13 protein-coding genes are annotated in these 12,184 nt (G+C 69.7%); 4 read left to right on the forward strand and 9 right to left on the reverse strand.

Annotated features, from left to right (window positions below; translation table 11 throughout):
- Positions 1–144 precede the first annotated feature (144 nt).
- Positions 145–642: a MarR family transcriptional regulator TamR gene (gene tamR, locus DMH12_RS33075; protein WP_122616995.1), complete on the forward strand. Its 498-nt coding sequence runs from the start codon at positions 145–147 to the stop codon at positions 640–642.
- Here tamR and DMH12_RS33080 read toward each other — a convergent pair.
- Entirely contained in the window at positions 601–1,380 is a 780-nt protein-coding gene (locus tag DMH12_RS33080) for a response regulator transcription factor (RefSeq protein WP_125495065.1), read from the reverse strand. The genes tamR and DMH12_RS33080 overlap by 42 nt on opposite strands.
- A gap of 304 nt (positions 1,381–1,684) precedes the next feature.
- On the opposite strand from DMH12_RS33080, the gene DMH12_RS33085 reads away from it, so the two are divergent.
- On the forward strand, positions 1,685–2,140 hold the full coding sequence (locus DMH12_RS33085) for a GNAT family N-acetyltransferase (RefSeq protein ID WP_125495066.1): 456 nt from the start codon (positions 1,685–1,687) through the stop codon (positions 2,138–2,140).
- A gap of 31 nt (positions 2,141–2,171) precedes the next feature.
- On the opposite strand, the gene DMH12_RS33090 is transcribed toward DMH12_RS33085, so the two are convergent.
- From DMH12_RS33090 to galT, 7 genes are all read right to left on the reverse strand, one after another.
- Positions 2,172–2,771, reverse strand: coding sequence for a Uma2 family endonuclease (locus DMH12_RS33090; protein ID WP_125495067.1), 600 nt, complete (start codon positions 2,769–2,771; stop codon positions 2,172–2,174).
- Between the two features lie 206 nt (positions 2,772–2,977).
- Positions 2,978–3,589 (reverse strand): hypothetical protein, encoded by a 612-nt coding sequence (locus DMH12_RS33095; protein ID WP_125495068.1) that lies wholly within the window; start codon positions 3,587–3,589, stop codon positions 2,978–2,980.
- Between the two features lie 203 nt (positions 3,590–3,792).
- Positions 3,793–4,818: a hypothetical protein gene (locus tag DMH12_RS33100; RefSeq protein WP_399189696.1), complete on the reverse strand. Its 1,026-nt coding sequence runs from the start codon at positions 4,816–4,818 to the stop codon at positions 3,793–3,795.
- 2 nt (positions 4,819–4,820) lie between these two features.
- Positions 4,821–5,480 carry a hypothetical protein gene (locus DMH12_RS33105; RefSeq protein ID WP_125495069.1) on the reverse strand — a complete coding sequence of 220 codons (660 nt, stop codon included), beginning with the start codon at positions 5,478–5,480 and terminating at the stop codon, positions 4,821–4,823.
- An 82-nt stretch (positions 5,481–5,562) separates the two neighbouring features.
- Positions 5,563–6,726: a galactokinase gene (gene galK, locus DMH12_RS33110; RefSeq protein WP_125495070.1), complete on the reverse strand. Its 1,164-nt coding sequence runs from the start codon at positions 6,724–6,726 to the stop codon at positions 5,563–5,565.
- A 36-nt stretch (positions 6,727–6,762) separates the two neighbouring features.
- A complete protein-coding gene (gene galE, locus DMH12_RS33115; protein ID WP_125495071.1) occupies positions 6,763–7,725 on the reverse strand; it encodes a UDP-glucose 4-epimerase GalE in 963 nt (320 codons plus the stop codon).
- The gene (gene galT, locus DMH12_RS33120; protein ID WP_125495072.1) at positions 7,722–8,783 is read right to left on the reverse strand and encodes a galactose-1-phosphate uridylyltransferase; all 1,062 of its coding nucleotides are present in this window, start codon (positions 8,781–8,783) and stop codon (positions 7,722–7,724) included. The genes galE and galT overlap by 4 nt, the downstream gene beginning before the upstream one ends.
- Before the next feature lie 189 nt (positions 8,784–8,972).
- Between galT and DMH12_RS33125 the strand changes: the two genes are divergently transcribed.
- Together DMH12_RS33125 and DMH12_RS33130 are read left to right on the forward strand one after the other, a co-directional pair.
- Entirely contained in the window at positions 8,973–10,652 is a 1,680-nt protein-coding gene (locus DMH12_RS33125; RefSeq protein ID WP_125495073.1) for a sodium:solute symporter family protein, read from the forward strand.
- A 21-nt stretch (positions 10,653–10,673) separates the two neighbouring features.
- Positions 10,674–10,982 carry a hypothetical protein gene (locus DMH12_RS33130; RefSeq protein ID WP_125495074.1) on the forward strand — a complete coding sequence of 103 codons (309 nt, stop codon included), beginning with the start codon at positions 10,674–10,676 and terminating at the stop codon, positions 10,980–10,982.
- A gap of 406 nt (positions 10,983–11,388) precedes the next feature.
- Here the strand turns inward: DMH12_RS33130 and DMH12_RS33135 are convergent, their stop codons facing one another.
- Positions 11,389–12,063: a response regulator transcription factor gene (locus DMH12_RS33135; RefSeq protein ID WP_125495075.1), complete on the reverse strand. Its 675-nt coding sequence runs from the start codon at positions 12,061–12,063 to the stop codon at positions 11,389–11,391.
- Between the last annotated feature and the right edge of the window lie 121 nt (positions 12,064–12,184).

Below are 12,184 nucleotides of genomic sequence, written 5' to 3' on the forward strand. Positions count from 1 at the left end.
GTCCCAGGCGGGGGCGGTGGCGGGCATGGACGCTCCAGGGTGGCCGTGCGGTACGGATACCCAGCGTCGCGGGCAATCTATCTCGACGTCAAGACAATCGACATCAAGAGACTTCACGTCGACACAACCACTACACTGATCGACATGGAGGACGAGGTCGATCGACTGGTCGCAGCGTGGCGCCGGGAGCGCCCGGACCTCGACGTGGAACCACTGGAGGTGCTGAGCCGGGTCAGCAGGCTCGCCCGGCACCTGGACCGCGCCCGCCGGCTGGCCTTCTCCGAGCACCAGTTGGAGCCCTGGGAGTTCGACGTGCTCACCGCCCTGCGCCGGGCCGGCACCCCGTACCAGCTCTCCCCGGGCCAGCTCCTCACCCAGACCCTGGTCACCTCGGGCACGATGACCAACCGTATCGACCGGCTGGCGAAGAAGGGACTGGTCGAGCGGCTGCCCGACCCCAGCGACCGGCGCGGCGTGCTGGTCCGGCTCACGGACGAGGGCCGCGACCGTGCCGACCAGTCGCTCGCCGGGCTCCTGGCGCAGGAACGGGCCATCCTGGCCGAGCTGTCCCGCGCCCAGCGCAGCGAACTGGCGGCACTGCTACGCCAGCTGACCGCCCCGTTCGACAACATCCCCGGTTAGGGGCCTCTCCAAGTCGGCGGGACCGACCCCCGCCCTCCTCGCCAGCGCCACCGCCGCGAGGGTGGAGTGGACGCCCAGCTTGCCCAGTACGTTCTGCATGTGGGTCCGCACGGTGTGCGGGGACAGGTACAGCCGCTCGGCGACGGCCTTGCGCCCGAGCCCGGCCACCATGCACCGCAGCACCTCGCGCTCCCTCGGCGTCAGCGACTCCACCAGGCGCTCGCTCTCGGTGCGGTGCTTGCGGGCGGCGGTCAGTTCGCGCAGGACGCCGGTGAGCAGGGCGGGCGGCAGATGCGTCTCGTCGCGCAGCACACCCCGGATGACGCTGAGCAGCCGCGACAGGGAGCAGTCCTTGGCGACCCACCCGGAGGCGCCGGCCCCCAGCGCGAGCGCCGCCCGCCGGGGATCGTCCCGCCCGGCGAGGACGACGATCCGTACCCCCGGCTGCCCCGACCGCACGCCGGCGACCAGCGAGATCCCGTCCACCAGCCCGTCCTCGTTGCCCTCCCGCACGGGCACGGCGGGGCGGGCGCCGGGCACCCGGCCGCCCAGGTCGGCGTCGACGAGCAGCACGTCGAACGGCCGCCCCTCGGACGCGGCCCGCTCCAGGCAGCGCAGTGCGGCCGGACCGCTGCCGGCCGCGGAGACGTCGACGTCGGGCTCGGCGGCCAGGGCGGCGGCGAGCGACTCGGCGAAGATGCGATGGTCGTCGACGACCAGGACTCGGATACGAACCACGAAACCCCCTCCCCCGAGCTCCTCCCGGAGCAGGGGATACCCATCGTCTGTCCATCCTGGGAGGACGACACCGGCACGGGTACGGCGCCCGAAGCCCCGTATCCAGCAGTGCGCTCGGTACTCCGGGTGGAAACGCCACGGCCGCACGGCCGCCGCCGCGCTTGCACCGCTGTCCCGCCCCGAGCGCCGTACCCGGCTGTCTCGCCCCCTGAACGGCACCGGCCCCCACCGGTGCTGTTCATCAGAGTACGGGCGGGCGCCGGGAGCGGAAGGTTATTTGCAGAACTGACAGCCCCGCCCGTTTATGGTGAGCCGCATGTTTCGTCTTGTGACAGAAGTCGACAAAGCGCGACGCGATCTGCTGCGCACCCGCCTGCGGGAGACGAACACCGCGGCGTCCTCGGTCCTGCGTTCGCTGCGCGGAACCCCTCACGAACGCGAATTTCCGTTGCACGTATGGGTGCTGGACGAGACCGGCGGCCTGGCGGGCGGGCTCGTCGGCCACACCTGGGCGACCTGGCTGCACGTGACCTACCTGTGGGTCGACGCCCGCCACCGCGGCACGGGCCTGGGCTCGGCCCTGCTGACGGAGGCGGAACGAACGGCCCGCGAGGAACGCGGCTGCGCGGCGTCCCGCGTGGAGACCTGGGACTTCCAGGCCCCGGACTTCTACACACGGCACAGCTACGACGTGATGTGCGTGATCCCCGACTACCCGCCGGGGGTCACGGAGTACACGCTGGTGAAACAGCTGGTGTGAGGCGGCCGGGCGACTGCCGGACCGGTCTCCGTCACTCCGGCTCCAGCCCCATGTCCTTCGCACTGTAGCGGGGCAGGCCGGTCGTCTCGACGCTCAAGGTCCCCAGCTCGGTGACGAGGGAGGCCGACTCGCCGTACGGAAGGTGCAGCCGGTTCTCGTAGACGGGCCTGCCCTCGGCCTTGCCGATGCCCCACTGATAGGTCCAGGTGCCGTCGCGGGGGTCGAGGATCAGGTAGTGGGGGATGCCCATGGCGGGGTAGTCGCGGCTCTTGTCGCGGTAGTCGTTGTCCGGGTTGGACGGGGAGACGATCTCGATCGCCAGGGTGATCTCGTGGGGGTCGAGGGGAGAATCGGTCTGCATGGCTTCACCTGAGCAGACGAGAATGTCGGGAATGCGTAGCGCCCCGAGCGACGCGTCGTCGATATCGGTCGCCTCGAACGCGAAGAACCCTTCCGGAACCTGAGCATCCAGCTGCCGGGACACCAGCTTCGCGGTCAGCTGGTGCCGGGGCCGCGGGCTCATCATCATCACAAGCTGCCCATCACTGATCTCGGGCCAGGCAAAGCCCGGCGGCGGAGTCATACGATCACGCCGGTGACGCAGACGCCTGTACAAAGTCTCCTGAGTCATGGGTCCTCCCGCCTTCCAGTATGCGTGCGACGACCTGCCAATGCGGGCACGAATCCCCCCCACCGAACCGGCCGAGGTGCCCGCCGCAGCCCCGACGGCGACCTCGGCCCGGACCGTCAGACCTTCGCCCGTCCGTCGCGGCGACGACCGAGCCGGCCTGCTCCGGACCTCGAGTGGAGGCAGTCAGTCGCGTACACGACGCGGACTTACTCAACCGGACGGGGTGGAGCAGGAGGAGGCGGCGGGCCCCCCTGCCGGGACCGCTGCCAGTCGAAGCGGGCCACCCTTCCGCGGTTGCGCTCATACCAGTTCCTCATCCAGCGCGGGATCAGGACCGCGACTGCGGCTGAAAGGGCTGCTGCCGCCAGCAGGGCAACCGCGCCCCCGATCGCCTCTCGCGCCACCCACGCCAGCACCAGGAAGGCGGCGCTGAGAAGGCCGGCGATGACGACCAGACCCCGCGAGCCGTGTGTTTCGTAGGCCTTCACGTTCTGCCGCGCCGAAACCGCCTCCATCGGAGCGATCTGCCTGCCGGGGACGGGCGGCATTCCCGCGGGGACCGAAGGGGGGAACAGGGGGCCACCGGCACGCAGTCGGGCCCTCGTGTGCTGGGCGCGTCGGCGGACGTCCGGGGAGTCGTCACGCAGATAGGTCAGACGCCATTGGCTCCGAGTGACGATGTCCGTCTCGAGGAGTCTGTAGCCCAACTCATGGGCCACCGCCGCGATTGTGTTGCTCTGCGCGACCTCTGCCCCTCTCAACGTGATCTCTGCGGTGCCGCGCCCATCGAAGAAGGCGACGATCTGTTCATGCTTCATGAGGGCCCTCGCTTCTCCTGGTGCGCGCCACGGTCCCTCCCTCCGCACGAGGAGGAATCCACCTCCGCCGGGCATGGCGAGTTCGACCGTCTGACGGTTGTTCTACGGTGCGAAGTAGCCCAGGGCTGCCGGATCGGCGATGACGGAAGCCACGGCGTCAACCAGCCTGGAGTTGGCGGAGGCCTCAGCCCCCGTTTCCTTGTTCAGCGGTTGACGGCCTGGATCTCCTGGACGACGACGTCCTGGCCCGCCCCGAACTCGCCGTCGGGGAGGCCGCCGCCGGCGCCGGTCGTGCTCGTCCAGCTGATCTTCCACGTGACGGTGGCCTGGAGCTGGTACGAACCCTCGCCTGAGGAGCGCAGGTACTTCACCCCGCACGGCGGTGTCTCGTCGGCCTTGCCCTTGGCGTAGGGCGCGCCGATCCGTCCGTCCCGGATCTCGCACTGTCCGGACGCCGGGTAGGTGACGGCGTCGTCCGTGCCCGGTGCGATCTTCAGCGACACCGGTTCGGCCGTGGTCGTCGCGCTGAGGCCGAGCATCGGGACGGAGGCGGTGACGGAGACAGGCTTGAACTCGGCGGTGTCGAGCCATGCCCAGGTCGGCAGGTTCACCTTCGTGGCACCCTCCGGCGCCAGGTCGACCTCGGTCGAGGGCACGCGGATCTCGGCGTAGGCGAGCTGGGCGAGCGTCTCGGCGGTGATGGCCTGGGGGCGGTCGGGGGGTGGCGCGTCGCCCTCATCGACCCAGAAGGGCAACTCGTCGCACTCCTGCGACGCCGGGTCGGCCTCGCGCCCCTCGGTGACGTAGGAGTCCCACCAGTACCCCTCGCCCTCCTTGTCCTTGTTGAAGTCCTTGTAGGGCTGGCCGTTGACGAAGTAGTTCTGGGTCTTCAGGGCCCACTCGTGACTGGGCGAACTGGTCCCCCACACCTGCCGCATCTGCGCGTCGAGTTCCTTGGCGGTGTGCTTGGGCGCGTAGTAGCAGGCGGGGGGTGTCCAAGAGGTACTGGAGGTGACGGTGCCGGCCGACTTGCCGGACCCGTTCTTGGACCGGTTGAAGACGATCACGCCGGAGGCGCCGGCGGTCAGCTTGTCTCCGTCGGCGCCGGCCGAGGTGTCGGAGTCCACCTCGGTCACGGAGGGAGCAGGGCCGGGGGTTGCCCACGCGGTGCCCGGAAATCCAGCCGTCACGAGAACCAGAAACGCGACGGTGCTCCTCCGCGCCGACACGATCAGCCTCCGCACTGCTCGTGCCCCCTCTTGGTGATCAGGCCCGTGGTCACCCACACACCGTCACCGCTTTTCTCCAAGCGCGTGTTGTACAGGACGTACGGGCTGTCACTGGCCGGCGTCTTGTCCACCTTGCCGGTCTTGCGGTCCTTGTTGTACGCCTTACCGTCATCCGCGCAGTAGACGACGACAGCCGTCTTCTCGTCGCGCAGCGTCACCTGCGGATCGAAGTAACGAATGGTTCCCGTCCAGGAGATGTTGGCGTCAAGCCACGCCTGAACCCACTTCACTTCGCTGACGAGCGCGTTGTCCCGGTAGTAGAAGGACAGCCCCTTCGACTTCGTGTCCCCCCGGGCGATCGCATCGTCGACCGAGCCGAGTGCCCGCTGCGCATCGGCCAGTGCGGCGTCCTTGGTGGTGTCCCCGGTCTTCCAACCCTCGAAGACGCTCTTCATGTCCTTGGGCACCTTGAGGTCGGGCCGGCCGGCGGAATCCGACGCACCGGTACTCGGCGAAGCCGACGTCGATGCCTGGCCGGTGTCCGCGCCCGCGATCTTGTCGTTGCCGCCGGAGTCGTCGTCACCGCCCCCGCACGCGGACAGCGTCAGGGCCGCGGCGGCGGCAAACGCGGCGGCTGTGAGGAACGTGGGGCGGCGATTCACGGATGGCTCCCGGTGGGGCGAGGGTTCACACGAGTGACCCACGCTATCCACCGGGAGTGACGGCCAACCAGTTGGGTTCCCGTCAGAGGATCCGCCGCGCCCCCGCCGACGGCACCGCCTCGAACACCCGGGGAGCCGTGAAGGCCGCTGCCGCGAAGGCCTCTTCGACCGCCTTGGTGATGGCGTCCACCTCGGTGGCCTCGGCAAGGACGATCGCCGAGCCGCCGAAGCCGCCGCCGGTCATCCGGGCGCCGAGGGCGCCGGAGGCGAGAGCGGTGTCGACGACCAGGTCCAGCTCCGGGCAGGAGATACGGAAGTCGTCGCGGAGGGAGACGTGGCCCTCGACGAGGACGGGGCCGATGGCGCGGGTGTCGCCGGATTCCAGGAGGGACACCACGCGCTCGACGCGCTCGTCCTCCGTGACGACGTGCCGGACGAGACGGCGTACCTCCTCCTCGTCGCCCAGCCGTTCCAGCGCCGCGTCCAGCTCGGCGTAGGGCACGTCGCGCAGCGCGTCGACGCCGAGCAGCGCGGCGCCCTTCTCGCAGCCCGCGCGGCGCTTGCCGTACTCGCCCTCGCTGTGGGAGTGCTTGACCTGCGTGTCGACCACGAGCAGGCGCATGCCCTCGGCCGCGAGGTCGAAGGGGATCTGCCGCTGGGAGAGGTCGCGGGTGTCGAGGAACAGGGCGTGGCCCGCCTCGCAGCAGGCGGAGGCGGTCTGGTCCATGATGCCGACCGGCGCGCCGACGTAGACGTTCTCCGCGCGCTGGCACAGGCGGGCCAGCTGCCAGCCGCGCAGGCCGAGCGCGTAGAGGTCGTTCAGGGCCAGGGCGACGACGACCTCCAGGGCCGCCGAGGAGGAGAGGCCCGCGCCGGACGGCACCGTGGAGGCGAGGTGCACGTCGGCGCCGGTCAGCTCGTGGCCCGCCTCGCGCAGTGCCCAGACGACACCCGAGGGGTACGCCCTCCAGGACTTGTCCGACCCGGGGTCCAGGTCGGCCACGCGCAGCTCGACGGGGTCGCCGGGGACGTCCGCCGAGTGCAGGCGCAGGATGCCGTCGTCGCGCCGGGAGACGGCGGCGACCGCGGTGTGCGGCAGGGCGAACGGCATGACGAAGCCGTCGTTGTAGTCGGTGTGTTCGCCGATCAGGTTGACCCGGCCCGGCGCGGCCCACACCCCTTGCGGTTCCGCCCCGTACAGCTCCCGGAACCGCTCGCCGACGGTCCCTGCGACAGCCTCGCCCATGCCCTGACCCTCACCCTTCCGGTGACTCCGTAAGTACTAGCCCGCGCTTCGCTGCGCGAACTCCCACGCGTCCGCGACGATCCCCGCGAGATCCGCGCGGGACGGGTTCCAGCCCAGTTTCTCGCGTGCCGTGTCCGCCGACGCCACCAGGACCGCCGGGTCGCCGCCCCGTCGGGGGGCCACGACCTCGGGGATCGGGTGGCCGGTGACGCGGCGGACGGTCTCGACGACCTCGCGGACGGAGAACCCGTTGCCGTTGCCCAGGTTGCAGATGAGGTGCTCGCCGGGGGCGGCCGCCCCCACCGCGAGCAGATGGGCCTCGGCCAGGTCGGCGACGTGGATGTAGTCGCGTACGCAGGTGCCGTCCGGGGTCGGGTAGTCGTCGCCGAAGACGGAGATCGCGTCGCGCCGGCCCTGGGCCACCTGGAGGACGAGCGGGATCAGGTGCGACTCGGGGTCGTGGCGCTCGCCGTACTCGCCGTAGGCGCCCGCGACGTTGAAGTAGCGCAGCGACACCGCGCCCAGGCCGTGGGCCGCCGCCTCGCCGCTGATCATGTGGTCGACGGCGAGCTTGGAGGCGCCGTACGGGTTGGTGGGCCTCGTCGGCGCGGACTCGGGGATCGGGACCTGGTCCGGTTCGCCGTACGTGGCGGCCGTGGAGGAGAAGACGAGCCGGCGCACGCCCGCGCCCCGCATGGCCTCCAGGAGGGCCATGGTGCCGCCCACGTTGTTGTCCCAGTACTTCTCGGGCTTCACGACCGACTCCCCCACCTGGGAGAAGGCGGCGAAGTGCAGCACGCCGTCGAAGGTGGAATCCAGCCACTTGGCGGCGTCGCGGATGTCCCCCTCGATGAAGGAGGCGCCCGCCGGCACCCCCTCACGGAAACCGGTCGAGAGGTTGTCGAGGACGACGACCTCGTGCCCGGCCTCCACCAGATGCTGGGCGACGACGCTGCCGACGTAACCCGCACCGCCCGTCACCAGGTACTTCCCACTCATGAACTCGCTACCTCTCGCAGTCGCTCGGCCGCGCGCTCCGGGGGCACGTCGTTGATGAACACGTTCATGCCGGACTCGGAGCCCGCGAGGAACTTCAGCTTGCCGGACGTACGGCGAATGGTGAAAAGCTCCAGGTGCAGCGCGAAGTCGTCCCGCGTCACGCCGTCGAACTCCTCCAGCTGCCCGAACGGGGCCTGGTGCCAGGCCGCGATGTAGGGCGTCGGAGGCTCGCCCTCACCGAAGATCCGGTCGAAGCGCCTCAACAGTTCCAGATAGACCTGGGGGAACTCTGTGCGCGCCGCCTCGTCGAGCCCGAGCAGGTCGGGCACCCTGCGCTTGGGGTAGAGGTGCACCTCGTACGGCCAGTGCGCCGCGTACGGCACGAAGGCCACCCACTCCTCACTCTCCAGGACGACACGCTCACCGGCCCGTTCCTCCGCCAGGACGGCGTCGAACAGGTTGTCCCCGCCCGTCGCGTCCTTGTGGGCGGCGAGTGAACGGAGCATCAGGGCGGTGCGGGGCGTGGTGAAGGGGTAGGCGTAGATCTGCCCGTGCGGGTGACCCAGTGTCACGCCGATCTCGGCGCCCCGGTTCTCGAAGCAGAACACCTGTTCAACGGAGGGCAGATGGGACAGCTCGGAGGTGCGGTCGGTCCAGGCGTCGAGCACGAGCCGGGCCTGCCCCTCGCTCAGGTCGGCGAAGGAGGCGTCGTGGTCGGAGGTGAAGCAGACGACCTCGCAGCGGCCGGAGTCGCCGGCCAGCGAGGGGAAACGGTTCTCGAAGACCACGACGTCGTACGACGAGTCCGGGATCTCGCTCAGCCGTTCGCCCTGCGAGGGGCACAGCGGGCACTGGTCGGCGGGCGGGTGGTAGGTGCGGCCCTGGCGGTGCGAGGCGACGGCGATCGAGTCGCCGAGCAGGGGATCGCGGCGGACCTCGGAGGTGGTGACGGTCGGCTCCAGCGGGCGGTGGTCGACCGCGTCGCGCACGGTGTCGTCACGCAGGTCGTAGTAGACCAGCTCACGGCCGTCGGCCAGCCGGGTAGAGGTCTTCTTCACTGCCGCACTCCTCTGCGCCCACCAATGCACTCACCAGTCACCCAACACAATCAAACATAACACATCACAACCCACCACGGCCTGCCGTTCATCACAATCAAACAAAGTTCATCACCAGAAGTGTTCAATTACTGAACGCGGAGGCGTAGGTTCCGCTGCGGATCAGTTCGCGAACGAAGCGAGTGCTTAATGCAAACCCCCACATACCTAGCAGCAGAACTTCGGCTCCCCACCAACTGGCTCGACTACACGATCCTCGGGATCTACTTCGTCGTCGTCCTGGGCATCGGTTTCGCCGCCCGCCGTTCGGTCAAGACCAGCCTGGACTTCTTCCTGTCCGGCCGCTCGCTGCCCGCCTGGGTCACCGGCCTCGCCTTCGTGGCGGCCAACCTGGGCGCCACCGAGATCCTGGGCATGGCCGCCAACAGCGCGCAGTACGGCGTCTACACGACCCACTGGTACTGGATCGGCGCCATCCCGGCGATGGTCTTCCTCGGCCTGGTGATGATGCCGTTCTACTACGGCTCGAAGGTCAGGTCGGTCCCGGAGTTCCTCCTCCTCCGCTTCGACAAGGCCTCGCACCTGCTCAGTTCGGTCCTGTTCGCCGTGGCGGCCATCTTGATCGCGGGCGTGAACCTCTACGCCCTCGCGATCGTGGTCGAGGCGCTCCTGGGCTGGCCGGAGTGGGTGGCCATCGTGGTGGCCGGCTTCTTCGTCCTGGCGTACATCACCCTCGGCGGTCTGTCCTCGGCCATCTACAACGAGGTCCTCCAGTTCTTCGTGATCCTGGCCGGCCTCATCCCGATCACCATTCTGGGCCTGAAGAAGGTCGGCGGCTGGGACGGCCTGTCCGACTCCCTGTCGCAGTCACGGGGCTCCGACTTCATGACGGCGTGGGGCGGGACGGGGATCGGCAGCGACAACCCGCTGGGCGCCAACTGGCTGACCATCGTCCTGGGCCTCGGCTTCGTCCTCTCCTTCGGCTACTGGACGACGAACTTCGCCGAGGTGCAGCGCGCCCTGTCCGCCAAGAACCTCTCGGCGGCCCAGCGCACGCCCCTGATCGCCGCCTTCCCGAAGATCTTCATCGTCTTCGTGGTGATGATCCCCGGTCTGGTCGCCGCCGTCCTGGTCCCGAAGATCGGCACGCCCGGTTCCGACCTCCAGTACAACGACGCGATCCCGTACCTGATGCAGCAACTGCTGCCCAACGGTGTCCTCGGCATCGCGGTGACCGGTCTGCTGGCCGCGTTCATGGCCGGTATGGCGGCCAACATCTCCTCCTTCAACACGGTCTTCACCACCGACATCTGGCAGAAGTACGTGAAGAAGGACCGCCCGGACGAGTACTACGTGCGCTTCGGCCGCCTGATCACCGTGATCGGCGTGCTGGCCTCGATCGGCACGGCGTTCCTGGCGTCGTCCTTCTCCAACATCATGAGCTACCTCCAGACGCTGTTCTCCTTCTTCAACGTGCCGATGTTCGTGGTCTTCATCATCGGCATGTTCTGGAAGCGCGCGTCGATGAAGTCCGGCTTCTGGGGCCTGATCGCCGGCACGACCGCCGCGATGGTGAACTACTTCGTCATCTACAAGCAGGGCATCATCGACATCCCCTCCGACCAGGGCGCCAACTTCGTCTCCGCGATCGCGGGCTTCGTGGCCGGCGCGGTGGTCATGGTCGCGGTGTCCCTGTTCACGGCCCCGAAGCCGGTCAGCGAGCTGCAGGGTCTGGTCTACGGCACGACGTCGCCCGGCATGTCCGAGGCACCGGCCAAGGGCGACGACGCGTGGTACCGCAAGCCGGCGCTGCTGGGCTGGGGCGCGGTCATCCTGGCCGCGGCCTGCTACATCCCGTTCTCGTTCTGATCGCGGGAGGATTGAGAGAGCATGTCTGATTCCTACTCCGACAAGAACGTCCAGGACGAGGTCTCCGAGCTGGAGACCAAGTCCGTCACCGCCGCGCGGCTGTTCGACATCCGGCGGATCATCGGCGGGCTGTTCGCGGTCTACGGCGTCATCGTGATGATCGCGGGCTTCGTGGCGTCCGACGACGAGATCGACAAGGCGCAAGGGGTGAACATCAACCTCTGGACCGGGCTGGGGATGCTGATCCTCGGCATCTTCTTCCTGGCCTGGCTGAAACTCCGCCCCACGGCTCCGCCCCCCCCGCCGCTGGAGGACGCCCCCGAGGAGTGACCCCACCCATGTGACGCCGGGGTGGTCAGGGCTCCGGCGTCGGTGCTGGCGCGGGGTGGGTGACGCGACCGGGGTTCATACGGCGCCCGGCGCGGGTGCGGGCCAGGGGTGGGTGACGCGGACCGGCGCTCGCCGGGTGCCGCTGCGCCCACCCGTGCCGCCCCAGCGGCACGACTGCCCGCAGCTACGCGGATACGCGGGAGAGCCGCGTACGGCGAGAAGGGGGCGTGTCGGGGGGTGTCCGCCCGCAGCGGTTGGCGCGTCAACGAACGTCACTTCTGCGGCCCACCGATTCCGCGCCGTTCCGAGGACGGACACCCCCCGGCGCGACCCCGACCCACCACCGAACCCAACGCGCTACGCGCACCCCCACCGAAGCGGCCACAGGCCGCCGCAGGCACCCCGCTCAACCCCCGGAGGACCCCGCCCGGTCCAGCAACCCCGTCCGGGCCGCCAGCGCCGCTGCCTCCAGTCGTGAGCCCACCCCGAGCTTCATCAGAACCCGCTGCACGTGCGTACGCGCCGTGGACGGTGCTATCCCCATCCCGGCCGCGATCAGCCGGGTGTCCTCGCCGTCGGCGACCCGGACCAGGACCTCGACCTCCCTCGGCGTGAGCATCTGCAGCAGCCGCGCCCCCTCGTCGTCGGGCTGCGCCGCCGGATTCAGCAGTTCCCCGAACGCCCCCTGCAACAGCGCCGGCGCCACCGCCGCCTCACCGGCCCGCGCCTTCATGATCGCCCGTTCCACGCCCTCTATGCGCTCGTCGTGCCGGACGTACCCCGACGCCCCCGCCGCGAACGCCGCCGCGATCCCGCGAGGGCTCGGCACCGGTCCGAGCACCAGAACCGCCACCTGCGGACGCTCCCGCTTGATCCGCACCACCGGATCGAAGATGCCCGTCTCGGCCGGCGTCGCCGTCCCGAGCAGGCACACCTCCGGCGCCCGGCTGATCACCAGCTCGGCCGCCCCCGCGGCCGGCGCCGCCGCGGCCAGCACCCGGTGCCCGCGCAGCTTCAGCGCAGAGGCCAGCGCCTCGGCGAGCAATCGGTGATCGTCGACCACCATGAGCCGTACTCCCATGGAGCAACCCCCCAGTCACCCAGACCCCCGGCATGCCCCCGGAAGCTACACGCTAGCCGCATCCCGCGCTGCCGCTACCGGCCAGAATCGCCCCCCGATCACCGAATCCCACCCCAATACG

Source organism: Streptomyces sp. WAC 04229 (genome assembly GCF_003947455.1).
Lineage (GTDB): Bacteria > Actinomycetota > Actinomycetes > Streptomycetales > Streptomycetaceae > Streptomyces.

Excerpts from the sequence above, each read along its gene's own strand:
- DMH12_RS33130 (WP_125495074.1), top strand. The coding sequence starts at position 10,674 with ATGTCTGATTCCTACTCCGACAAGAACGTCCAGGACGAGGTCTCCGAG.
- galE (WP_125495071.1), bottom strand. The coding sequence starts at position 7,725 with ATGAGTGGGAAGTACCTGGTGACGGGCGGTGCGGGTTACGTCGGCAGC.
- DMH12_RS33085 (WP_125495066.1), top strand. The coding sequence starts at position 1,685 with ATGGTGAGCCGCATGTTTCGTCTTGTGACAGAAGTCGACAAAGCGCGA.
- DMH12_RS33095 (WP_125495068.1), bottom strand. The coding sequence starts at position 3,589 with ATGAAGCATGAACAGATCGTCGCCTTCTTCGATGGGCGCGGCACCGCA.
- DMH12_RS33090 (WP_125495067.1), bottom strand. The coding sequence starts at position 2,771 with ATGACTCAGGAGACTTTGTACAGGCGTCTGCGTCACCGGCGTGATCGT.
- galK (WP_125495070.1), bottom strand. The coding sequence starts at position 6,726 with ATGGGCGAGGCTGTCGCAGGGACCGTCGGCGAGCGGTTCCGGGAGCTG.
- DMH12_RS33135 (WP_125495075.1), bottom strand. The coding sequence starts at position 12,063 with ATGGGAGTACGGCTCATGGTGGTCGACGATCACCGATTGCTCGCCGAG.
- DMH12_RS33125 (WP_125495073.1), top strand. The coding sequence starts at position 8,973 with ATGCAAACCCCCACATACCTAGCAGCAGAACTTCGGCTCCCCACCAAC.
- tamR (WP_122616995.1), top strand. The coding sequence starts at position 145 with ATGGAGGACGAGGTCGATCGACTGGTCGCAGCGTGGCGCCGGGAGCGC.